Source organism: Kribbella shirazensis (assembly GCF_011761605.1).
GTDB classification, from domain to species: domain Bacteria; phylum Actinomycetota; class Actinomycetes; order Propionibacteriales; family Kribbellaceae; genus Kribbella; species Kribbella shirazensis.
Window position 1 is genome coordinate 7,153,342 of the sequence record NZ_JAASRO010000001.1, and the last position, 24,111, is coordinate 7,177,452.

Sequence of the window (24,111 nt, forward strand, 5' to 3'; positions counted from 1 at the left end):
CCCACTCGATCCCCGACCAGGCTAAACGCTCCCACGCCCAGCCCGTGGACCGACACGACCCGTCCGCCCAGAACAGATCGTATCGGTCCACTCACCGAATGGCGCTGCCGGACCCGTCAGACCGGACCGTTTCCGCTCGCCGGACAGCTGAGGACGCACTGGTACGGCACGTCGCCGATATAGTCCGGGACCCACCACCACTCGAACAGGTATCCGCTGTTCACACCCTTGCTGCCACCGACCTCGAGCGGGTTGAAGCCGGCACCGAGCCCTAGGCCGGTGTCGCGGGCCCACTCGCCGCTCTGCGGGTCGACGCTCACCGTGTTCTGCATGGCGCCGACGTCGAAGCCGGTCTGAACGTAGGTGTTGCCTCCTGCATTCATCTCGTCGGCGGTCTGGCTGCTCCTTCGGTACAGACCGGAAACACCCGCGCTGGCCCCAAGGGTGGCGAACACCTTGTACGCCGCGTTGAAGGAGGCCCCGCGGCCGTCCATGGTGAAGCACCCCTCGGCGCCGGCCCCCGAAGCCAGACCGGCCGCGGCGGACAGGCACAGGGAGTGGGAGCCGTCCCCGGCCATGTCCTGCTTCAGGTTCTCGGGATACGGGATCAGCAGCAGCCTCGGCTTCGGCTTGGCCTCAGGCTTCGGCTTCGGCCGCGGCTTCGGCTTGGGTGTGCCCTTCTGTGAGCTGCACGCCTTGACGTCGCTCGCCCGGGACGGCGGGCACTGCACCGGGGGCCGCCGGAATCTGTTCGGGCAGAAGTAGTAGCCCGCGATTGACGCTCCGCAGCGCTTCTTCGCGACCTTGTCGACCGCCTTCTGGTTGCTGTAGGAGCGGCCCGAGTCGCCTTCGAAGTACTTCAGGCCGTCGGGGTCGGTGAAGGTCGCCGGGCTGTTGTTGGAGTAGGCGTAGGCGTTGAGTTGCTGGGGATCGCCAGAGTCGATGATCGGGTCTACGGAGAGGAAGCGGCCCAGGGACGGGTCGTATTCTCGGGCTCCTAGTCTGGTCAGGCCGGTGTCGGCGGTGGGGTTGCCTCCTACGAAGCCGCGGTTGCCTCCGGGCCAGGCCGAGGTGGTGCCTCGGGGGGCTCCGAAGGGGTCGAGGAGGCGGGTGGTGATGGACAGCGTGGCGGCGTTCAGGGCGGTCTGGTTGGTGCCGAAGCGGTCCGGGATCGTCCAGGTGAGGCCTGCGCTGGTGCGGACGCCGAGGCCGTCGTAGTAGCGGGTGCCTTTGAGGACGCCGTTCGTGACGGTCAGCTCCCCGTTGCCGACGAACAGGGTGCTCGAGCCGGCGTCGCGACGGATCAGGACCTTTCCGTCGGCGTCGTACACGTAGTTGCTGCTGCCTACCGCGGCCAGCTGGCCTTCGTCGTCCCAGACGAGCGGCTGGGGCTGACCGTCGGGGCCGGTCCGGCTGGTCGTGTTGCCGGCCGCGTCGTACTCGTACGCCGCGACGGTCGACCCGGTCGTGACGGACCGGACCGCGTGCGGCAGGTCGCTGCCGGGCTGCCCGTAGGCGTATGTGCTCACCTTGTCCGCCGCACCGCCGAGACCCTTGACGGTCGCCGTCGTGCGGTTACCCGTCAGGTCGTAGGTGTACTGCTGCCAGTACGGCGCCGGTCCGCCGATCCGGCTCGCCTCCGGAGCGGATGCGCAACTGTCGGTCGCAGTCCAGGCAGCCGTCGTACGACGCAGGTGGTCGTAGCTGAAGCACTGGGTGTCCAGCGGCCGGCCCTGAACCTGATCTGAGATGCGGGTGACGTTGCCGGTCTGGTCGTAGGTGTAGGACTGGTCCGCGGCAAGCACATCACCCGCGGAGTCACGATGTGTCTTGACCTGGCTGAGCCGCCCGGTACCCGCGTCGTAGAAGCTGGTCCGCCAAACCGTCCGGTCGGTCGGCCCCATGACAAGCTGGGCCACCTCCGCCAGCCCGGTGTACTTCGTGTCGTTCACGTACGGCGTCGCACCGGTCATCTTGTCCTGCAGACCGAGGTCGTCGTACGAGTAGTTCAGCGTCTCGGCCGCGAGATCACCGAGCTTCGGCAACCCGGTCGACCAGACGCTGCCGTTGTCGGCGTAGGTCTGCGTCGCGGTGTACGTGGCCGCCAGCTTGTCCTCGACCGCCGGAATGACGACCTGCTCCCCCTTCGCACGTCCGGCCTCGTCGTAGCCAATGACCGCTCGCACATAGGCGTTCGTGCCGACGTACCGCGTCGACGACGTCAGCTGTCCCTTCGAGAGCGTGTCGTAGACGGACTTCGTCAGCAACGGCCCCTCGACCGACCCGCTGCGGGTCTCCACCCTGCGCCCGAGCAGGTCATAGCTCGACGTGATGGTCTTGCCGCGCGCGTCCGTCGTACTCACGAGCTGGTCGGCGTCGTCGTACGTCATGGTGGCGAGGCCCTTGTCCGGGTCGTCTGCCTTCACCTTGCGTCCGAGCACGTCGTACTCGTACCGCCAGACGTTGCCGGCCGAATCGGTCAGCGACGCCAGCTCACCGCGCTTGGTGTAGCCGTAGCGAGTCGTCTCGGCCACACTGCCCGTGGTGCGCCCCTGGTACTGCAGTTTGGCCGTGGTCCGGCCGCGGGCGTCACTGACCGTGGTGGTCAAGGTGCCTCCGGTCGGCGGCAGGACGGTGACCCGGTCACCGCCGTACGTCGTCGTAGTCCGCCACTTCTCCGTCCCGTACTCGACGTGCACCTCGGCCGTAGCGCGCTCGGCACCGTCATAGCCGATCACCGTGGCGTTCGGGACCTCACCGTGCGCCAGCGACGCCAGTGTGGTGCCGGGCGCGGAGGCGTTGTCGTAGTACGGCGCTCGTTTGAAGTACACCAGCCCGCGGCTGTTCGTGTATTCGTCAGTCAGGATCCGGCCGCCGAGCGGACTGGGCGACTGGGTCTGTCGCAGTCGCAGGAACCCGTCCAGCAGCTGGTACGACGCCACCTGGGTGCCGTTCGCCGTGAGCGTGAGGGTCTTCACCCAGTTCGGTCCGCCGGAGTTGCGGACGCCGTACGCGAACTGCAGGTGTGGCGACTCCAGGTTCGCCTCAGTACGGCCTGGTTTCCAGACGGCGGTGAGCCGCCCCAGCGCGTCGTACTTCAGCGTCGTCACCCGACCGTCCGCGTCGGTCTCCGTGACCGGTTGTCCCAGCCGCGGGTCGATGCTCTGCGTGCGGACGTGGCCGAGCGCATTCCTGGTGCTGACGGACGTGTTCACCCCGTTCGTGTCGACGTACGCGACAGTGGTCGGCCGACCCAAGGCGTCCTTGGTCTCCAGCGGGCGGCCGAAGGCGTCGTAGGTGGTCGTGGTCTTGGTCAGGTACGCCGGAGTGCTTCCGGTGTACGACTTGGCCTGCTCGATCCGGCTCGGGTTGCCGTGCTGCGGGGCCGCGTCGAACGCTCCGCCGTCGTACGACGTCCTGACGTCCTCGATCGCGTCCGCTGGGTACGCCGGTGCGGCACCACAGGCCACGCCGACGGTACGGACGTGTGAGGCCAGGTCCATCAGCCACTTGCCGGCGTTCCGGTTGTACGTGGTCGTCGTACAGCGGTCGTCGGCGGCTGTCGCTGTGTCGCCCCGGTCCTCCACCTCGGTCTCGTTGCCGTAGGCGTCGTACTTGGTCAGCACCTCGGCGGTACGAGCGCCGCCAGCGGCCAGCGCGGTCCGGCTGACAGTGCGGGTCTGTTCGACCTGATGGGCCTCGTACGGCGCCTGTACGGCTGTGCGGCGTGACCACGGGTCGTGAATCGATCCGCCGACCTCAGGGCCGCCGACTCCGTTGTAGGTGATCTCCTCGCGGACCAGCCCGGCGTACTGCTTCGCGTCCGTCAGGACTGTGCCGTTGGTGTCCTTGATGCTGACCGTCTTGCTGCCACCGGCAGCGGTCCGGTCGCCGTTCATGCCGCGGAAGTACTGGTACCGGGTCGCCGATTGCGAGCTGCCCGGTTCCTGGGTCTTGTCGCCTCGGACGACGAGCACCTTCTCGTAGCCGCGCCAGTCGGTCCAGCTGCGGTACTTCGGGTCGGCCAGCGGGTTGTTGTCGTACGCCCAGGCCGCGGCGCCCTCGTAGGTGTAGCTGGTGCGCCCGGCGAAGTTGCCGGTGAGCAGGTCGTCCTCGGTGATCCCGCTGACGACGTACTTGTGGAACCAGTCGTTGCGGGGCTCCACCTCGGGTTCCATCAGCCAGCGGACCGGGAAGCAGCGTTTGCCGTTGCTGTCCGGTGCCGGCAGCGCGCCGGGTGCGCACTCGGCCTCGGCGTACGCGACGTTGATGCGGCCGCCGGACTCGCTGGTGATGCTGATGATCCGCGGCCGGTTGAGCGCCGGCAGGCCGTCGGTGAGCGAGTCCACGCGGTTCGGCTTCATCTGGTACGCGAACTTCACCGGCGGCAGTCCGACGTACGTGTCCGTGGCCAGACCGGTCCGGGTGATCGAGTCGAGCCACAGCGGTGCGGCCGTCCCGTCACCCGGTGCCGGGTAGCTGTGAACGAGGTCCCACTGGTTGACGTGCGCGTAGTTGGCGCCGCCGGTGGAGACCTGTGTGTTGATCTTGGCCAGCCGTTTGGTCGTCCAGAAGGTCGGCGACAGCTCGTCCTTGCAGTCCGCGGTGGCGCACTCGAGCGACCAGGGGACGTCGGGCCAGGACTTGCCGTCGTGCACGGCGCAGTTCTGGTTCGCGGCGCAGCGGTCGGCGGTGGTGAGCACGACGCGGGCCGGTGCCGGCGCGTAGGCGTTCCCGGCGCGCAGACCGTACTCGATCCGCTTGAGCGACCCTGCCCGGGTGTACGTCGCAACGGACGCTCCGAGGTTCTGGCCGTACTTGCCGGTCTCGACGTCGTAGTAGTAGCTCATCGCGTTGTCGTTGCGGTCGACGACATAGTCCAGGTTCCACCGGTAGCCCTGCTGACAGGCACTGGCCGCGAATGTCGCCTGGTGGCACGGTTCCCCGGCGTCGTTGCCGTAGACCGGCACCGTCCAGGTCGAATTCGTCGTCGCGCGGCCGCTCGCCCACCCCGGCAACCTGGTCAGGCCGAAGTAGTACTGCGTCCCATCGGGAGTGGTGATCCGCCAGTACTCGCCGTTGTCGTCGCCGTTGATGCCGGCGGTCCGCAGGAGGTGCTCGACCTTCGTCCCGTCGTCGTTCTCCGGACGCCAGACGCCGTTCTCCAGGATCAACCGCCCGGACCGCTGTCCGAGCGACAGGACCGCGTTCTCGGTCTCCCAGCACAGGTCACCGGTCTTTGTCTTGCCGTTGTTGCCGTCGAGGTCGTCCGCGCAGCCCTTGTAGGAGCGCTCGATGAAGCCCCCACCGAGGTCCCAGCCCTCGCCGACCCAGGAGGGCTGGTTGTTGGTGGCAACAGTTCGCCCGTCCACGGACTGCGAGGAGTACGCCGCCTCGAGGTCCGGCACGAGCCCACCGGGCACCTGCGGGACCTGGAACGGGTAGGACCAGGTGAATCCGCCGCTCGCCGTGGACACCTGCCACTGGCCGGACGGAGCCAGAGAGGTCGCCTTGTACGTCCCTGCTGAGCCGCTCGGTTCCGCTGCCACGGTGAAGGTGGATGCGGTCGCGCTGACCGGTACGTCGGCGTACAGCCGGGCGCTGTCCGTGTCGTTGCCTTGCATCTCGATGCGCTGTCCGTCCGCGCCGGTGATGTGCAACCGGGAGGCCCAGTCACCACCGAAGGAGTCGCGGAACTTCGCGTAGTCGAGGAAGACGCGAACGGTGCCCGCCGCCTTCGCTCCGTCGGAACGGCGTACCTGGAACGTCATCCGGTCCTTGGACCGGTCGCCGGCGTCGAGCTTCACCTGCACTTTGGCCGGAGACGTCCGGCCCGATCGGGCCACGGTGATCGGGAGGCCACCGGCCTTCGCTGTCGCGCCGACCGTGAGCTCGGCGACCCCGTCCTTCGGCCAGTCCGTCCGCGCCGCTGGAGCCTGCTGCTTGGACTGTTCCGGCACCGGCGCCGGGACGAAGTCCTTCGTCGCCACGGTCGGCGTCGGCGGTACCGCCGGGCTCGCCGGCTTGGGCCTATTGGTCTCCGGCTGCGCGGCCGCCGCGGGAACGGCGAGCGACAGCGCGAGCAGTACAGCTGTTGTGGCCGCCGCCTTGCGACGCCATCGAGATGATGATCGTTTCATCGGTGTGTCCTTCAACGTCAGAGGGAGGCGGAGATGTAGCCGATCGAGCGAACCAACGTGTGCGCCTGGCCCTCGCAGCCCGCATCGCGGGAGTCGAAGAGCTCACCCCACGAGGCGCGGCACAGGAACACCTCGGCACGACCTGGTGCGGCGTCGGTCCAGCCGTAGCCGGAGACTGCGACCACGGTCTTGCCTTCACAGTTGGCGTCGGTCGAGGTGAAGCTGTCCGCCCCGTCGCGGCACAGCATCCAGGGCGTCGTTCCGGGCAGCTGGCGCATGGCGAGGTACCCCAGTGAGAATTCAGGACGCTGGGTCGCCGGCTGCTTCGCCGTACTGCTGATGTGGTCGTACGGATGGTTCGTCGCGTTCGTACGGACCAGTGAGAAGTAGGGCCGGACGTAGCCGAGCCGGAACTCCATCGTGGCGCCCGCGACCCCGTCACAGTTCTCGTCGTTCGAGGCGAAGTGGGCAACCATGTAGATGTAGCAGCGGTAGACCGGGACCGTCTCCACTCCGGCCGGCGGGGTGTTCCAGAACTGCCCGACACTGCCCAGGACCGTGTGTCCGGCACAGGTCGGATCCAGGAAGTAGTCCGTCGCACCGTTGCGGCAGGCGTAGATGGTCGTGGTGTTCGCGGAGCCCGCCGGAGCCGGGACCCCCAGCGCCTTCTGGAAGTGGGAGCTCTGCGGCACGGGTCCGTTGGTGACCATCCGGAACCCGTTGCTGTCCAGGAAGTACGACAGTTGCCCCGAGTACGCCGTCCGCCGGGTGGTCACCGGGTAGGAGAGGTCCTCCTGGACCTGCCCCTCGGTACGGATGCCGGACCAGACGTGAACGTCGTCGATCTCGCCGACGAACGCGTTCGCCACCTGTCCCGCCTTCCGGGCTGTGCCCACCTGGAACGCGCCGGCTGCGTTCCACTTGGCCTGTGCGGCGACGTACCCGCCCACCTGACGGCCGTTGACGTAGAGCCGGATCTGACCGGCCGCCTGGTCGTAGACAGCAGTGAGCGAGGTCCATGCGCCCGCGGTCGGCGCACTGTCGTCCGTGACCGTGACGGGCAGATCGGTGGCGCTGTCGGCCTGCGAGAGGCCGAAGAACCAGCGCCGCTTCGGGCCGTCGTACCCGAGCTGGAAGCCGCTCGACTGCTGCCCGTCCAGGCTGAGCACCGTCCGGCTGATGTCGTCGACCGCGTCGAGCTTGACCCTGGCGCTGACGGTGAAGCTGCTGTCGGTCCGGACGACGGCGGCCGGCCCGGTGATCCCACCCGACCCGTCGAGCCGCACAGCGCCCGTTCCCACGGCACCCGCCGTACGGGTCACACCGGCCGCTGCCGTTCCCAGGCGGTAGTTGCCCGAGGCATCCGAGATCTGGGTTCCCGTCGACTCGTCGAGCGGCCAGAACAGCTGCTCGGCGGCCGGTTTTCCAGCCAGGTCGTCGATCTCAGTGGTCACGAGCACCCGGTTGAAGACCTGTACGTCGTCCAGCGAGCCGAGCCAGTTGTCGACACCGGTCGCCTGGTACTGCGCCCTGCCCAACTGGGTCGCTCCGGCGGCCCGCCACGGCGTCGAATGGCTTGCCGTGCTGCCCTGGACGCCGTCGACGTACAGCGTTATCTGTTTGGTGGCGTCGTCGAAGACTCCGACCAGGTGGGTCCAGCGACCGGGTACGGCCGGGCCCGTGGATGCGGCCACGTGGCGGGCGGCAGCATCGGCGTCGCTGGCCGGCATCATGAAGTTCCACTTCTTGGTGTTCGGGTTGTACTGCAGGAAGAACCCGCTGATCCGGCTACCGTTCTGGCTCACCGCCGTGCGATAGACCGTTCCCGCCTGATCCAGCTTCACCCAGGCCGCGACAGTGAACGACTTGCTCGTGTCGACGGCCGGCGTACCGGAGGCGGCGACGTACCCGGCCTGGGACCCGTTCAGCCACAGCGCGTCGCCGTGCCGGCCGCCCTTCCACTGCCCGGCCGGAGCCGCGGGCCGGACGCCGTTGCGATGACCGGCGGCGTCGTCCACGACGGCGGTGTCCGCGCCCTCGCCGTTCAGGCGCCACGCAGCGGTCGGGGAGCCGCCGTTCTTGACGTGGAACTCGTAGACCTCGGCCACGGAGGACACGTTCCGCGCGCGGTCGACCGCACGGACGCTGAGGAACTGCGGCCCGCGGTCCGGTGGTGTGATGAGTACGTGCGCGAGGCCGTCACTGCCGATCGGGACGTACCGGTTCTCGAAGGAGCCCAGCAGCGAGTACTGGAAGCCCGCAACGTCGGTGTCGTTCGGTCCGGCCTTGAAGGTGAAGCCCCCGGTGAACCCGACTCCCCCACCCGGTAGGCAACTGGCTGGAGTGCACTCGGGGTACGTCGTCGACGTCACGACGGGAGCCGCCTGCGGCGCGACCTTGTCGATCGTCAGATCGCAGTACCCGCTCCACCCGGAGCCGTCCACATCGTCCGACGCGAAGGCACGGAACGACAGCCGGCTGCCGTGCGCGGCCTGGGCCCCGGGCACCTCCGCCTTGAAGGTACTGCCCGACGCGAACAACCCGGTGGTCGCGCCGCCGATCCGGTTGTGGGCACGGTCGGCCCACTCGAAGACCATGCGGATCAGCTGCGGGTCGTCCTCGGTCGCCTTCGCGGACAACACCGGACCGCGCGTCTGGTCCTCCTGCTCGCCGCTGACGGCCGGGTTCACGAAGATCTCCTGGCCCTGGCACAGCTGACCTTCAACGGCCATGCTGCTCGGAACACTCGGCCTCGTGTTGTAGGTGACCGACAGGGTCGGCCTGGTGCCGAACTTCTTCCACGCGTACTGGTCGGCCTCGTCGGTCGCGGAGAGGGCGATCGTCGCCCAGCCGCCGTGCAGGTTGACGCCGTCGGTCACCGCGCGCACGGCCGACCAGCCGAGCCAGATGTCCTTACAGACAGGCGGCATCACGTCACCGAGGCTGGTCGCGATCCCGGGCCGGTTGTTCCAGTTGGTTCCCGTGCCGACCGGTGCGGTGCTCGAGGCCCGGACCTTGCGCGGCTCCGCGCAGGCCGGCACATGGTCCAGGAACGCGTTGAAGCTCGCGCTCTTGATGAGCTTCCGCCCGCCCAGCAGGCCGCGTACGTCGAACCGGAAGTAGGAGCGCGCCACACCGATGCCGTAGCACTCACTGTTCGCGTCGTAGCAGTTGCCGACCTTGGCGACACCATCGCCGTCGCCACCCCAGTACTCGTCCTCCGGGTGACCGGAGAACACCATCGCCCAGCCGTACAACGGGCCGGTGGTGTCGGGGTCGAGGTAGACCGGGTACTTCGTACTGCGGCTGGTCAGGAGGTTCTGGTCCGGCGTGACGGACAGGGCCCGGTTCGTCAGCTTCGACGTACCGGTCGCCCGCTTGTTCGCGGAGTCCCACATCAGCGGGGCGCCGGCGTTATAGACGAGTTTCTTCGTCCCGTCGTACGCTCCGAAGCTTCCGGTCTTCGTGTCACGCAGTACGAGGCCGTCGGCGGCCAGTCCGAGGTTCAGCGTGCTCAGTTGCTTCGCTGCGGCGGCGTTGTGGATGACGAAGACCTTGGAGAAACCCTGCGTCTTGGCTGTCAGGCGTAGGTCGACGCCGGGCAGTACGTCGGCGTACGTCGCCGTACTGCCTTGCAGCGTCGGTGTTGGCAGCGGCTTCGACCAGGTGTAGGACAGCTGCTTCCCGGACGCGCCCAGGCTCACTAGCGGGCCGTCGCCACCGCCGGAGAACGTGGTCGGGATGCTCGTGGCACGGGGCGCCACGGTGCCGTCGGTACGGCGTTCCAGGGTTGTGTCGATCCGGGTCCAGCCGGCGCCACGTCGTACCCGGACGGGCTCGGTGTGGAACGTCTCAGTGAAGGTGCCGTCCGGATTGGCGACCACGTCGCTCGTGGCGGTCTGCGCCGACGGCACGGGCACCGGCTCGCCGGACTTGCGGGCGAGGTCTGTTGCAGCGTTCTGCTGCGCACCCGCCGGTTGTTCAGCCGGCGGTTGGGCGGTGGGCGGTTGGGCGGTCGTACCGGCGTTGGCCGTCTGCATGGGCAGTAGCAGAGCGGCAGCGCTGACGAACAGCGCGACGGACCGGCGAAGGGCATGCAGCGATGACAAGGGGTCCCCTCCCTGAGCAGATGGGGTGACGGCTCACCCCGCCCAGAGCATGTGGGACCCCGCTTTCAATTCGCTTTCACGGCCGTGCGTTCTCCAGGTCGTCGATGGTGCCGGACATGATGGTGGGGAGATGTTCGGTGAGGTGGGCGAGGGGCCAGTCCCACCAGGCGATGGCGAGGAGGCGGTCGACGTCGGCGTCGGTGTGGCGGCGGCGGATGAGTTTGGCCGGGTTGCCGCCGACGATGCCGTAGTCGGGGACGTCGTCGACGACGACGGAGCCGGAGGCGACGATCGCTCCGTGGCCGATCCGGACGCCGGGCATCACCAGGCTCTGGTAGCCGAGCCAGACGTCGTGCCCGACCACGGTGTCGCCGCGGCCGGGCAAGCCGGTGATGAGGTCGAAGTGCTGTGCCCAGGAGCCGCCCATGATGGGGAACGGGAACGCCGACGGGCCGTCCATCCGGTGGTTGGCGCCGTTCATGATGAACCGCACGCCCTCCCCCAGCGCACAGAACTTCCCGATGACCAGCTTCTCCGGGCCGTAGTGGTACAGCACGTTCCGCGTCTCGAACGCGGTCGCGTCGTCCGGGTCGTCGTAGTACGAAAACTCCCCCACCTCGATCAACGCCGACCGCACCAACGGCTTCAGCAACACCACACGAGCCTGACCAGGCATCGGATGCAGCACACCGGGATCGGGGAGCTCGGAGAGGTTCATGCCGCGGATCAGGGCAGGTCGGGGAACCAGAGTTTGATTTCGCGGGCTGCGGATTCTTCGGAGTCGGAGCCGTGGACGAGGTTCTCGCGGTTCGAGAGGGAGAGATCGCCGCGGATGGTGCCGGGGGCGGCCTTGCGGCCGTCGGTGGCGCCGTTCAGGGCGCGGACGACCTCCACGGCCTCGTCGCCCTCGAGGACCATGGCGACCATCGGGCCGCTGGTGACGAACTCGCGCAGCGGCGGGTAGAAGGCCTTGTCGACGTGCTCGGCGTAGTGCTGGTCGGCGAGCTCGCCGTCGATCGTGCGCAGGTCCATGGCGACGATCCGGAGCCCCTTGGCCTCGAACCGGCCCAGCACCTCACCGACCAGGCCCCGGCGGACCGTGTCGGGCTTCAGCAGGACCAGGGTGCGCTGCGACATCTGTCAACTCTCTCTCGATGTGTTTCGGGGGCGCCGAGCCTAACCGGTCTGCGCCTCGTGTGCCTTCTTGGCTTCCTCGATGCGGCGGCCGAGGACGATGGCGGCGACCCAGAACGACGCGAAGGCCAGTCCGAGGACGAACATCACCGGTACGACGAAGCCGAGGCCGACGGCGCCGACCTGGACGATCGAGCCGAGGACGTAGCCGGCCCGGAACCGCAGCAGACCGGCCGCGACGAGCGCGAGCACGAACAGGCCGAGGCAGACCGGGATCGCCACCGCGGGCCGGATGTCCGCGACCGAGATCATCACCGGTGTGACGAGAGCCAGGACGACCGACTCGAAGGCGAGCACGATCGACGCGAGGGACCTCATCGCTGCTCGCCCTTCGGCTTGCGGACCAGCAGCGCCCGGGCCTCACCGGCGGTGATCACGGAGCCGGTGATCAGTACGCCGCCGCTGCCGAGGGCGACCGCGTTCTCCTCGGCGAGCCGGATCGCGTCGTCGATGGCGTCGATCAGGTGCGGCCGGACCAGGACCCGCTCCTCGCCGAACACCTCGGCCGCCAGCTCGCCCAGCTCCTCGGCCGGCATCGAGCGCTCGACGAAGCTGTTGCGGGTGCAGATCACGGTTTCCATGATCGGCTCGTAGGCCTCGAGGAGGCCGTACACGTCCTTGTCCTTCATACAGCCGAGGACGCCGATCAGCGGCTGGAACTGGAACGCCTCCGAGACCGTGGCCGCGGTCGCCTCGGCGCCGTGCGGGTTGTGCGCGGCGTCGACGACGACCGTCGGGCTGTTCCGGACGACCTCCATCCGCCCCGGGCTGGTCGCTTCCTGGAACCCGGCCTGCAGCAGCTCCGTGGTGACTCGTCCCTCGGTCTCCGGGCTGGCGCCGAGCAGCGCCTCGACGGCCGCGACCGCCACGGCGGCGTTGTGCGCCTGGTACTCACCGTGCAGGGGGATGAAGAGTTCGTCGTACTCCGCTCCGAGGCCCTTGATCGAGACCACCTGGCCACCGACCGCGAGCGTGCGGCTGACGACTCCGAACTCGATGCCCTCGCGGGCGACCTGGGCGCCCACCTCGGCGGCCTTGCGCAGCAGCACCTCGAAGACGTCTAGGCTCTGCTGGGCCATCACCGTCGTACCGCCGGGCTTGATGATCCCGGACTTCTCGCCCGCGATCGTCACCGGATCGGCGCCGAGCAGGTGCGCGTGGTCGACCGCGACCGGGGTGACCACCGACACCGTGCCGTCGGCGACGTTGGTCGCGTCCCAGGCGCCGCCGAGGCCGACCTCGATCACCGCGACGTCGACCGGGGCGTCGGCGAAGACGGAGTACGCCATCGCGGTCATCACCTCGAAGAACGTCAGCGGGTGCTCCTGCTCGGCGTCGACGACGTCGAGATACGGCGCGATCTCCTCGTACGCCTCGACGAAGCGCTGCTCGCTGATCGGCTCGCCGTCGAGCGTGATCCGCTCCCGCACCGACTCCAGGTGCGGGCTGGTGAACCGCCCGGTCCGCAGCCCCGCCTCGCGCAGCAGGGTGTCGATCATCCGGGCCGTGGACGTCTTGCCGTTGGTGCCCGTCAGGTGCACCACCGGGTAGGCCTTCTGGGGGTCGCCGAGCAGCTCGACGAGCCGCCGTACGCGCTCCAGGGTGGGCTCGATCTTGTACTCCGGCCAGCGCTGCTGGAGCCGTGCCGATACCTCGGCGAAGGAGAGGTCGCTCATCAGAAGGCCCAGTCTAGAGAGGGGTGTGGATAACCGGTCGGAAGCACCCCTTGACAACCACTAACATTGTGCGCATGAGCCAGACCTCCAGCGTTCCAGACAAGCCCAGCCTCGACGGACTCGAGGAGAAGTGGGCTGCGGTATGGAAGGAGCAGCAGACCTACGCCTTCGACCGCACCGCCGAGCGTGCCGATGTGTACTCCATCGACACGCCTCCGCCGACGGTCTCCGGGTCGCTGCACGTCGGGCACATCTTCAGCTACACCCACACGGACCTGATCGCGCGCTTCCAGCGCATGCGCGGCAAGAAGGTGTTCTACCCGATCGGCTGGGACGACAACGGGCTGCCGACCGAGCGCCGCGTCCAGAACTACTACGGCGTCAAGTGCGACCCGTCGCTGCCGTACGACCCGGACTTCACCCCGCCGGCCAAGCCGGATCCGAAGAAGCAGGTCCCGATCTCCCGGCAGAATTTCGTCGACCTGTGCGGTGAGCTCACGCACATCGACGAGCAGGCGTTCGAGTCGATGTGGCGGCAGGTCGGCCTGAGCGTCGACTGGTCGTACCTCTACACCACGATCTCCGAGGATTCCCGCCGTACGTCGCAGCGCGCCTTCCTGCGCAACTTCGCCCGCGGCGAGGCGTATCTGGCCGAGGCGCCGACGATGTGGGACGTCACGTTCCAGACCGCGGTCGCGCAGGCCGAGCTGGAGGCGCGGTCCTACCCGGGCGCCTACCACCGGATCTCGTTCCACGGCGCCGACGGGCCGATCTACATCGAGACGACCCGGCCGGAGCTGATCCCGGCGTGTGTCGCGCTGATCGCCCACCCGGACGACGACCGGTACAAGCACCTGTTCGGGACGACGGTGAAGTCGCCGCTGTTCGGTGTCGAGGTCCCGGTCCTGGCGCACGAGGCCGCCGAGATGGACAAGGGCGCCGGCATCGCGATGTGCTGCACGTTCGGTGACCAGACCGACATCCAGTGGTGGCGTGAGCTGCAGCTCCCGGTCCGCACGGTCATCGGCCGCGACGGCCGCCTGCTCCGCGACACCCCGGCGTGGCTCGAGGGTTCGGAGCTGTACGGCGAGCTGGCGGGTAAGACCGTGTTCAGCGCGCGTGAGCTGATGGTCCAGAAGCTGCGGGACAGCGGCGACCTGGACGGCGAGCCGAAGAAGACCGAGCGGATGGCGAACTTCTACGAGAACGGCGACAAGCCGCTCGAGATCGTCTCCACCCGGCAGTGGTACATCACCAACGGCGGGCGCGACGCCGCGCTGAAGCAGGAGTTCGTCGAGCGCGGCACCGAGCTCGCCTGGGTCCCGGAGCACATGCGGCACCGCTACCTGAACTGGGTCGAGGGGCTGAACGGCGACTGGCTGATCTCCCGCCAGCGGTACTTCGGCGTCCCGTTCCCGGTCTGGTATCCGCTGGACCAGGACGGCCAGCCGGACTATGACCACCCGCTGATGCCGTCCGAGGCAGAGCTGCCGATCGACCCGACCTCGCAGGCACCGCGCGGGTACGACGAGTCGCAGCGCGGCAAGCCGGGCGGGTTCGAGGCCGACCCCGACGTGATGGACACCTGGGCGACGTCCTCGCTGACGCCGCACATCGTCTGCGGGTGGGAGCGGGACGACGACCTGTTCCGCCGTACCTTCCCGATGGACCTGAACACGCACGCCCACGAGATCATCCGCACCTGGCTGTTCTCCCGCGTCGTCCGGGCCCACTTCGAGAACGGGACGCTTCCGTGGGCGCGGTCGATGATCTCCGGGTTCGTCGTCGACCCGGACCGCAAGAAGATGTCGAAGTCCAAGGGCAACGCGGTCGTGCCGTCGGAGATCCTGGAGAAGTTCGGCTCGGACGCGGTCCGGTGGCGGGCGGCGATGGCGCGGCCGGGGCTGGACTCGCCGTTCGACGAGTCGCAGATGAAGGTCGGTCGCCGGCTGGCGATCAAGGTCCTGAACGCGTCGAAGTTCGTGCTCGGGTTCGGGGCGACGACGGTCGACCCGGCGGCGGTCACCGAGCCGGTCGACCTGGCGATGCTGCAGCGGTTGCGGACCGTGGTCGCCGACGCGACGGCGGCCTTCGAGCGGTACGACTACACCGGTGCGCTGGAGACGAGCGAGCGGTTCTTCTGGACGTTCTGCGACGACTACGTCGAGCTGGTCAAGGAGCGTGCGTACGGCGGTCAGGGCGACGCGGCCGCTGCCTCCGCGAAGGCGGCGCTCGCGGTTGCGTTGTCGGTCCAACTGCGGCTGCTCGCGCCGTACCTGCCGTTCGCGACCGAGGAGGTCTGGTCGTGGTGGCAGGAGGGCTCGATCCACGTGTCGTCGTGGCCGACGCCGGACGGTGACCTCGCGGTGGCGGATCAGGAGCCTGAGGTGCTGGACGCGGTGTCCGAGGTCCTCGCGGGGATCCGCGGCGCGAAGTCCGAGGCGCAGGTGTCGATGAAGACCGAGGTGTCGAAGGTCGAGGTCTCGGGTCCCGCCGCGCGGCTGTCGCTCGCCGAGCGCGCCGAGCCGGACCTGCGGGCGGCCGGGCGGATCACCGGCGAGATCGTGTGGCACGCCGACGACTCCGATGCGGTCAAGGTCGTCGCGACGCTCTGAGGTCGCCGAGTAGCTGTAGGCCAGGTGCCCGTCTTCCCGCTGGGGAGGCGGGCATCTGCGCGTTCAGCTACCCTGCGAGACCGGTTTGTCCGGATGTGGAACGATCAGGACGAAGCGATGAGCTGCACCCCGTGACCCGCGTCCGAGGAGCCAATTGATGAGCGACCCCACCAAGCCGGGCAACCCGGCCCCCGCGGAGAAGGCCGACACCACAGCCGACACCGCCGAACTCACCCCCGTCCCACCCCAGGCCGGTACACCCACCACGACAGCCGCTACGCCGGGCCGACCGGCTGGTACGTCGGGGGCGGGAGCTGGGACGCCGGGGGCTGGGACGCCGGGTGCGGGAGCTGGTGGGTCGGGTGTGGGGGCCGGGGGGAAGAAGGGGCGGAGCAAAGGGCCCTGGGTCACGGTGGGTGGGGCTGTTGTGGTGCTGCTGGTGCTGGCGGTGCTGGGGTATCTGTGGGGTCTGGGCCCGCTGAACCGGCTGAACACCGAGCGCGGGATCACCCCGCCGGCCAAGCTCGCGGGGCTGGACCGGATCACGGACAAGGAGATCCGCGACCAGCTGCAACTGGACCAGACCCGTGAGGCGCTGAGCCGGATCAACGACGGCAAGCAGGCGACCGTCGAGGCGTACGGGACGCTCGACGGGGACCGGATGTTCGTGATCATCGCCCTGCGCGGCAAGGTCGACATCGACAAGACCGTCGCCGACTCCGGCGCGACCGGCGACCAGGTCAAGAAGGTCGGCAGCTCCACCTGTGTCCAGTCGAGCGGCAACCTCCCGACCCAGTGCTACCGAGGCTCCAACACCCTCACCGTCATCGCCCAGTCCGCCAACGAGGGCGTCACCGTCGACAAGGTAGAACCCGTAGCCGAAGAAGCCTTCAAGGCCATGAAGTAGAGAGCCGTTGGAGACAACCAAACTTGGTACGTCATCTTTGGTTGTGTCCCGCGTGGGTCTCTTGGCTGGATCCGACTGCACTGTGGGTCAGGTCAGTAGGCCTGCTATCAGGATCATGACTGGGATGGACAGCAGGGTGCTGAGGAGGACTGCGCTGCGGGCGAGGGTTCGGCTGGCTCGGTAGTGGACTGCGTAGACGTACACGTTCTGGGCGGTTGGGAGCGCGGCCAGGAGGGTTGGGGCTAGTAGGGCCGGGCCGTGTAGATCGAGGACCCAGCGCGCGATCGCGTACGCGGCCAGCGGCTGCACGAATGTCTTCAGCGCGACGGCGAGGACGACGTCCCGCCGCAGCGTGATCGAGTCCTTCGTCCCGGCGCTGAGGCTCAACCCGTACGCGACCAGTGCGACCGGCACCGCCGCGGCGGCGACCAGCTCGATAGGCCGCATCAGCAGGTCCGGCAGTCGTAGACCGAGCAGCGACACGAGCAGCCCGAGCAACGACGCCACCGTCAGCGGATTGCGCAGCGGCCGCATCACCACGGACCGCAGTGACACCCGCCGCCCAGTCCCCTGCCGGTCGCTGTCCAGTACGGCGAACGCGATCGGCGCCATGATCAGCACCTGGAACAACACGATCGGCGCCACCAACGCCCCGTCACCCAGCACGTACGCCGCCACCGGTACGCCGAGGTTCCCCGCGTTGACGTACGACGCCGCGAGCACACCGATCGCCGCCTGGGACCGCGTCCGCCGCCAGATCACGACCGCGACGAGGAACACCACCTGCACCACGAACAGGCTCACCAGGTTGGTGACCAGCACGACCGAGAAGATCGTCCCGAGATCGGCCTTCGCGACGGTGGTGAACAGCAGCGCCGGAGTCGCCACGAAGAACGCCAGCCGCGACAGCACCAGCTCGTCCTGCGACCGCAGGACGCCGAACAGCCCGATGACGTACCCGAGCACGGCCACGGCGACCAGTGCGGTGAACGCACCGATGACGGCCGACATCTCAGGCACTCACTGGGTTGGGCACGGGTTCGATCGTACGGGCAAGCGTTGTCCGGCGACGCGCCCCGCTCACCGGCCGGATGGTGAGCTGCGGCACGGAACCGTAACCTGGAAGATGCTGACGAGTCGGGGAAAAGATCAGAAAGATTCCACCGAGAGCTCGGAGGATGAGCCGCATGACTACTTCCGCTCGAGTGTTCAAGGCTGCTCTCAGTGCCGCCGCGGTGTGCGGCCTACTGGCTGCCGGAATGTCGACAGCCGGTGCCGTCCCGGCCGGTGAACAGGTCGTACCGGCCGGGCAGGGCCTGCCGCTCGGGGACGCCGACCTGGCCGAGACCCGGACCGACCGGACGCTGGCGCGCGGCGTCACGCTGACCCGGATCGTCCGCGGCACCGACCCGGCGCCGGCCGACCAGATCAACACCACGACCCGCGGCCCGTGGGTCGTCAACGTCCTGACCATCGACCCGCGGATCGCCGACGGTCAGCTGCAGGCGACGTACGGCCCGGACCTGGCTCGTGTCGAGAAGACCTCCGACCTGGTGAGGTCCTCCGGCGCGCTGGCCGGGGTGAACGCGTCGTTCTTCACCTTCACCGCGAACCCGCAGTACCCGGGCGACCCGGTCGGTCTCGGCCTGTTCGACGGCGAACTGCTCAGCGAGCCGCTCACCGACCCGGCCGAGGCCAACCTGGTGATCGATGCCAACAGCAACAAGGTCGTGACCGGCCACCTGCGCTGGACCGGCGCCGTCCGCAACCGGCTCACCGGCAGCCAACTCCCGCTCGAGTTCATCAACCACCCGCCGGTGGTCCCGACGGCGTGCGCCACGCTCCCGGACCAGACAACCTGCACCGTGCCGGGTGACCTCGTCCGCTTCACCCCGCAGTTCGGCGCCGCGACGCCGTCCGGGGCGGGTGCCGAGGTCGTGCTCGACCGCCGCGGCTGCGTCGTCCGTACGTCGACCACGCGCGGTACGACGCTCAGCCCGAGCCAAACCTCCCTGCAGGCGACCGGCCAGGAGACCGCCGCATTGCTGAACCTGGCCAAGGGATGCCTCGGCACCGAGATCGCGGTGTCGAACGAGAACGGTCAGAAGGTCGAGCTGTCCAAGGGCCTGTACGGCGTCACAGGTCGCTACCAGCTGACGAAGAACGGCGAGATCGTCGTACCGGACGGCACCGGCAGCTTCTTCGCCCGCAACCCGCGCACGATCGCCGGGACGACACGCGGCGGCAAGATCGTCCTCGCCACGCTCGACGGCCGGCAGACCACGAGCGTCGGCACCACGATGGCCGAGACGGCCGCGGTCGCAAAGGCCCTCGGCCTGTACGACGCCATCAACCTGGACGGCGGCGGCTCGACCGCGATGGCACTGCAGGATGGCACCCTCGTCAACCGCCCGAGCAGCACCGGCGGCGCCGAACGCGCAGTCGGCGACGCGATCGTCTTCGTCCCCGGCAGGTAAACCCGCAGTACGTTGAAGGCAAGCGCCTGCTGCTGTAGGTGGCTGTGCTGGTGAGCACAGCCACCTACAGCGGTGCCGATTCCGGGAAGGAGCCTGCCGTGACCACGCCCTTGAGCATCACAGTCACCAGTCCAGCGTTCCGCGATGGCGAGACGATCCCGCGCAAGTACACCTGCGACGGCGAGGGCGTGGCGCCACCGCTCGCCTGGAAAGACATCCCAGCGAACGCCGCAGCCTTGGCCCTGGTCGTCGACGACCCTGATGCCCCCCGCGGCACCTTCACCCACTGGATCGTGCTCGACCTCGAAGCGATCGCCGCCTCGCTGGCCGAAGGCGGCGTGCCGCCTGGCGTGAAGCAGGCGAAGAACTCGGGTGGCAAGACCGGGTACTACGGCCCCTGTCCGCCGAGCGGCACGCACCACTATCGCTTCACCGTCTACGGCTTGTCCGCAGCGACAGGTCTCCTGGACGGCGCCGGCCTCGACGAAGCCCTGAAGGCGATCGACGCCAAGACGATCGCCCGCGGCCGGATCACCGCCCTCTACTCCCGCTGACCGGTGTGACTCAGGTCACACAGCATCAGCCATTGACGTTCTGACTACGTAGACAGAACCTGACTGCGTAGTCAGAAGTAGTCAGAAACGTCAGAAGGTGCGGCTCATGACGGTGGCGAAACCGGGCTCCAACGACGGCCGGGCGCGCCGTCGTCCGGGGAGCACGGACGTCGCCCGGCTCGCAGGCGTCTCGCAGAAGACCGTGTCGCGCGTGCTGAACGGCGAGCCGTACGTCAAGGAAGAGGTCCGGCTCCGGGTCCAGGCCGCCATGCAGGAGCTCGGCTACCGCCGCAACGACGCCGCCCGCGCGCTCAACTCCGGCCGCACCCAACGGATCGGCGTCGTCTGCCTCGGTACGGCGCTGTTCGGTCCGGCGACGCAGTTGGTGGCGATCGAACGCGCCCTCCGCACCACCGGCTACTCGGTCAGCATCGTCAACACCCTCGAAGGCGACACCGTGGCCGACGCGATCGAGCACCTCCTGGTGCAGGGGGTGGACGGGATCATCCTGTCCGAACCGATCGACGAGGGCGGCGACGCCCGGCCGATCGACGTCGACATCCCGGTGCTGAGTTTCGGCCGGCTCCCGGGTCTCACCGCGAAGCCGAGCCTGGACACCGGCGGCGACAACGTCGACGCCGGCCGGACCGCGACCGAACATCTGCTCGGTCTCGGGCACCGGACGGTCTGGCACGTCGCCGGCCCGCAACGCTGGTGGGCCGCCCGGGAACGGATGGCCGGCTGGCGACAAGCCCTCGCCGACGCCGGTGCCCCGGAACCACCTGTGCTGGAAGGTGATTGGCTCCCCGCCTCCGGCTACGCAGCCGGCCGGGAACTGGCCACCGACAACGACGTCACCGCGATCTTCGTCGCCAACGACGACATGGCCATCGGTGTCCTGCGCGCGCTGACCGAGGCCGGCCGATCGGTCCCCGATGACGTCAGCATCGTCGGATTCGACGACATCCCGACGGCGGCGTTCCTGACACCGCCGCTCACCACCGTCCCGCAGGACTTCGACGTCCATGTCGCCCGCGGGATCGCGAACCTCGTCAAGGAGATCGAGTCGCCCACCGGCGACCGGTCTCCCGCGCCGGAGCCACCGCCGCTCCGGCTGGTCATCCGCCAGTCCACTGCCGCTCCGCGTGGGCGGAGCCGCACGCACCGCTGAACGCACACGTCCGCCCTGACGGGCGGTCCAGCACCGGCCGGCCGAGGCCGCGACCCAGGGCGAAGCTCTGCTCAGATCCCAAGGAGTTGTTCCACGTGTTCCGTTTCCAACGCACATCCCTGCGGCGCCGAGTCGCGCTCGCCGCGGCACTCGTCCTCAGCGGCAGTCTCGCCCTCGCCGCCTGTGGAGGTGGCGGTGACGACTCCGGCGGTCAGCCCGCGGCCACGACCGTCAGCCAGGCCGACATCGACAAGGCCATGTCCACGCCCACCGAACTGACGTTCTGGACCTGGGTGCCGAACATCCAGAAGGAAGTCGACCTGTTCCAGAAGAAGTACCCCGCGATCAAGGTGAAGGTGGTCAACGCCGGACAGGGCGGACCGCAGTACACCAAACTGCGCACCGCACTGAAAGCCAAGGCCGGCTTCCCGGACGCCGTGCAGATCGAGTTCCAGTACATCCCGACGTTCTCGATCACCAAGAGCCTGATGGACCTGCGGCCGTACGGCGCCGAGACGCTGAAGGACAAGTTCGTTCCGTGGACCTGGCAGCAGGTGGTCGGCTCCAACGGCGAGGTCTGGGCGATTCCGCAGGACAGCGGGCCGATGGGGATGCTGTACCGCAAGGACATCTTCGACAAGCACGGCATCGCCGTACCGAAGACCTGGGACGAGTTCGCCGCGGCGGCCCGGAAGTTGCACGCCGCGGATCCCAAGGTCTACCTGACGAACCTCGCGCAGAGCCAGGCCGGGGTGTGGTTCGGTCTGCTCTGGCAGGCCGGCGTGAAGCCGTTCGAGAACACCGGCGCCGACTCGGTCAAGGTCGATCTGAACGGTGCGGAGTCCAAGAAGGTCGCCGACTACTGGAGCGGGCTGATCAAGGAGGGCTCGGTCTCGACCGATGCCGACTTCAACGACCAGTGGTACCAGTCGCTGAACCGCGGCAAGTACGCCACCTGGCTCACCGCCGCGTGGGGCCCGGTCTTCCTCGAAGGCAGCGCGAAGGCGACCAGCGGCAAGTGGCGCGCGGCACCGCTGCCCCAGTGGGACGCGGGCAAGAACGTCTCCGGCAACTGGGGCGGCTCGACGACAGCGGTCGTGCAGGGGACGAAGAACCCGATCGCGGCGGCGAAGCTGGCCGAATTCATCAACACCGATCCCGAGTCGACGAAGATGTTCGCGACCCAGCAGTTCCTCTTCCCGGTCACCAAGTCTCTGCTGGCCGACACCTCGTTCGTCGACCGCCCGCTGCCCTTCTACGGCGGTCAGACGGTGAACAAGCTGTTCGCCGGGATCAGCGACACCGTGGACACCGAGTTCGAGTGGCCGCCGTTCCTGGACCAGGCCTACAGCGACTGGGGCGAGACCGTCGGTAAGTCGTTCGCGAACAAGACCGACACCAGCGCCGCACTCGACCAGTGGCAGGACCGGACCACGAAGTACGCGGAGAACCAGGGCTTCAAGGTCGAGCAATGAGCGTCAACACGACCGATCGGCTCGGGGCACGGGCGCCGAGCCGCAGTGAGGTTCGCCGGCGGGGCCGCGGCGTGAGCCACGCCCGCACCGGCTACCTCTTCGTCGCGCCGTTCATGCTGGTGTTCCTGGGCCTGCTGGTGTTGCCGCTGGCCTACGCCGCGTACCTGAGCCTGTTCCAGGAGCGGCTGATCGGCGGCACGGTGTTCGCCGGGCTGGACAACTACACCCGCGCCCTGACCGATCCCCGGCTGCTGGGAGGTATGGGCCGGGTCGCGCTGTTCTTCCTGATCCAGGTGCCGATCATGCTCGCGATCGGGTTGCTCGCGGCGCTGGCCATCGACAGCGGGCTGCTTCGGGCGGCGAAGACCTTCCGGCTCGGCATCTTCCTGCCGTACGCGGTCCCGAGCGTGGTCGCCACACTGATGTGGGGCTACCTCTACGGCCAGGACTTCGGTCCGTTCGCCCAGCTGGCCGGGAAGCTGAGCCTGCCGGCGCCGACGTTCCTCAGCAGCGACTGGATGCTCGGTTCCATCGCGAACATCGTCACCTGGGAGTTCACCGGCTACAACATGATCATCCTGTACGCCGCCCTCCGGGCCGTACCGCACGACCTCTACGAGGCCGCCGCAGTGGACGGCGCCGGAGCGATCCGGACCGCGTGGAGCATCAAGATCCCGGCGCTCCGGCCGGCCCTGCTGGTCTGCCTGATCTTCTCGGTCATCGGCAGCTTCCAGTTGTTCAACGAACCTCAGTTGATGCAGCGACTGGCCCCGAGCGTCATCGACAGCGCCTACACGCCGAACCTCTACGCCTACACCCTGGCCTTCACTGGCCAGGAGGTGAACTACGCCGCAGCGGTCTCGTTCCTCCTCGGCGCGGTGATCGTCGTCGCGTCGTACGCCGTGCTGTTCATGAGCACCCGGAGGTCCAGGTCATGACGGCCAGACGCAGCAACGTGCTCACCGTGTGCATGGTGCTCCTGCTCATCTACTTCCTGCTGCCGTTGTTCTGGTTGTTCATCGCCTCGACGAAGACGGTGGGCGACCTGTTCTCGAGCTTCGGCCTGTGGTTCGCCGACGACTTCTCGCTGCTGTCGAACATCCGCGAGACCGTGACGAACGGCGGATGGGTGTTCTCGCGGTGGATGGGCAACACCGTCTTCTACTCGGTGGTCAGTGCGGGCGGGGCCGCGTTCCTGTGCGCGCTCGGCGGATACGGCTTCGCGAAGTACCGGTTCCGCGGGAACGGCGCGATGTTCGGGCTGGTGCTCGGCGCGATCATGGTGCCGACCACGGCACTCGCGATCCCGACGTACCTGCTGTTCAGCAAGGCGAGTCTGGTGAACACGCCGTGGGCGATCATCCTGCCGTCGCTGGTGAGCCCGTTCGGCCTGTACCTGATGCGGATCTACGCACAGGACGCCGTTCCGGACGGGATCATCGAGGCGGCCCGGATCGACGGGGCGGGCGAGTTCCGGATCTTCTTCCAGGTCGCACTCCGGATGCTTGCCCCGGGCATCGTCACTGTGCTGCTGTTCACGCTGGTCGCGACCTGGAACAACTATTTCCTGCCGCTCATCATGCTCAACAACCCGGACCTGTACCCGATCACCCTGGGACTGGCCCAATGGTCGTCACAGGCGAGCGCCGGCGGCGGCACGACCGGCGCCGTGCTGTCCCTGGTGATCACCGGGTCCTTCCTGTCCGTCGTCCCGCTGATCGCCGCGTTCCTGCTGCTGCAGCGGTACTGGCAGTCGGGGCTGGCCTCCGGCGGCATCAAAGCCTGACTTCTAC

Annotated in this window: 15 protein-coding genes; 8 read left to right on the forward strand and 7 right to left on the reverse strand. The window is 68.4% G+C overall.

Annotated elements, in window-relative coordinates; translation table 11 throughout:
* Window positions 1–116 precede the first annotated feature (116 nt).
* The 6 genes from BJY22_RS34215 to BJY22_RS34240 form a co-directional block, all read right to left on the reverse strand.
* Window positions 117–6,140 carry an RHS repeat domain-containing protein gene (locus BJY22_RS34215; RefSeq protein WP_167215353.1) on the reverse strand — a complete coding sequence of 2,008 codons (6,024 nt, stop codon included), beginning with the start codon at window positions 6,138–6,140 and terminating at the stop codon, window positions 117–119.
* 17 nt (window positions 6,141–6,157) lie between these two features.
* Window positions 6,158–10,249 (reverse strand): LamG-like jellyroll fold domain-containing protein, encoded by a 4,092-nt coding sequence (locus BJY22_RS34220; protein ID WP_167215356.1) that lies wholly within the window; start codon window positions 10,247–10,249, stop codon window positions 6,158–6,160.
* Between the two features lie 76 nt (window positions 10,250–10,325).
* A complete protein-coding gene (locus tag BJY22_RS34225; RefSeq protein ID WP_167215358.1) occupies window positions 10,326–10,967 on the reverse strand; it encodes a CatB-related O-acetyltransferase in 642 nt (213 codons plus the stop codon).
* A gap of 8 nt (window positions 10,968–10,975) precedes the next feature.
* Window positions 10,976–11,386: a nucleoside-diphosphate kinase gene (ndk, locus tag BJY22_RS34230; protein WP_167215361.1), complete on the reverse strand. Its 411-nt coding sequence runs from the start codon at window positions 11,384–11,386 to the stop codon at window positions 10,976–10,978.
* Window positions 11,387–11,425: 39 nt separating this feature from the next.
* The gene (locus tag BJY22_RS34235) at window positions 11,426–11,761 is read right to left on the reverse strand and encodes a DUF4233 domain-containing protein (RefSeq protein WP_167215364.1); all 336 of its coding nucleotides are present in this window, start codon (window positions 11,759–11,761) and stop codon (window positions 11,426–11,428) included.
* On the reverse strand, window positions 11,758–13,119 hold the full coding sequence (locus BJY22_RS34240; RefSeq protein ID WP_167215367.1) for a bifunctional folylpolyglutamate synthase/dihydrofolate synthase: 1,362 nt from the start codon (window positions 13,117–13,119) through the stop codon (window positions 11,758–11,760). Before BJY22_RS34240 ends, BJY22_RS34235 begins: the two co-directional genes overlap by 4 nt.
* A gap of 74 nt (window positions 13,120–13,193) precedes the next feature.
* On the opposite strand from BJY22_RS34240, the gene valS reads away from it, so the two are divergent.
* Both valS and BJY22_RS42085 read left to right on the forward strand, forming a co-directional pair.
* Window positions 13,194–15,734, forward strand: a complete 2,541-nt coding sequence (valS, locus tag BJY22_RS34245) for a valine--tRNA ligase (protein WP_167215370.1) — start codon at window positions 13,194–13,196, stop codon at window positions 15,732–15,734.
* A 157-nt stretch (window positions 15,735–15,891) separates the two neighbouring features.
* Entirely contained in the window at window positions 15,892–16,641 is a 750-nt protein-coding gene (locus tag BJY22_RS42085; RefSeq protein WP_238350544.1) for a hypothetical protein, read from the forward strand.
* Between the two features lie 87 nt (window positions 16,642–16,728).
* On the opposite strand, the gene BJY22_RS34255 is transcribed toward BJY22_RS42085, so the two are convergent.
* Window positions 16,729–17,652: an AEC family transporter gene (locus BJY22_RS34255; RefSeq protein WP_167215373.1), complete on the reverse strand. Its 924-nt coding sequence runs from the start codon at window positions 17,650–17,652 to the stop codon at window positions 16,729–16,731.
* Window positions 17,653–17,828: 176 nt separating this feature from the next.
* On the opposite strand from BJY22_RS34255, the gene BJY22_RS34260 reads away from it, so the two are divergent.
* From BJY22_RS34260 to BJY22_RS34285, 6 genes are all read left to right on the forward strand, one after another.
* Complete coding sequence (locus BJY22_RS34260) at window positions 17,829–19,118, forward strand: phosphodiester glycosidase family protein (RefSeq protein WP_167215376.1); 1,290 nt, start codon at window positions 17,829–17,831, stop codon at window positions 19,116–19,118.
* Between the two features lie 98 nt (window positions 19,119–19,216).
* Window positions 19,217–19,672, forward strand: coding sequence for a YbhB/YbcL family Raf kinase inhibitor-like protein (locus BJY22_RS34265; protein WP_202891385.1), 456 nt, complete (start codon window positions 19,217–19,219; stop codon window positions 19,670–19,672).
* A 106-nt stretch (window positions 19,673–19,778) separates the two neighbouring features.
* Window positions 19,779–20,843: a LacI family DNA-binding transcriptional regulator gene (locus BJY22_RS34270; protein ID WP_167215379.1), complete on the forward strand. Its 1,065-nt coding sequence runs from the start codon at window positions 19,779–19,781 to the stop codon at window positions 20,841–20,843.
* A gap of 95 nt (window positions 20,844–20,938) precedes the next feature.
* Window positions 20,939–22,318, forward strand: coding sequence for an extracellular solute-binding protein (locus BJY22_RS34275; protein WP_202891386.1), 1,380 nt, complete (start codon window positions 20,939–20,941; stop codon window positions 22,316–22,318).
* Window positions 22,315–23,256: a carbohydrate ABC transporter permease gene (locus tag BJY22_RS34280; protein WP_167215382.1), complete on the forward strand. Its 942-nt coding sequence runs from the start codon at window positions 22,315–22,317 to the stop codon at window positions 23,254–23,256. Before BJY22_RS34275 ends, BJY22_RS34280 begins: the two co-directional genes overlap by 4 nt.
* Window positions 23,253–24,104: a carbohydrate ABC transporter permease gene (locus tag BJY22_RS34285; protein ID WP_202891387.1), complete on the forward strand. Its 852-nt coding sequence runs from the start codon at window positions 23,253–23,255 to the stop codon at window positions 24,102–24,104. The genes BJY22_RS34280 and BJY22_RS34285 overlap by 4 nt, the downstream gene beginning before the upstream one ends.
* Window positions 24,105–24,111: the final 7 nt, after the last annotated feature.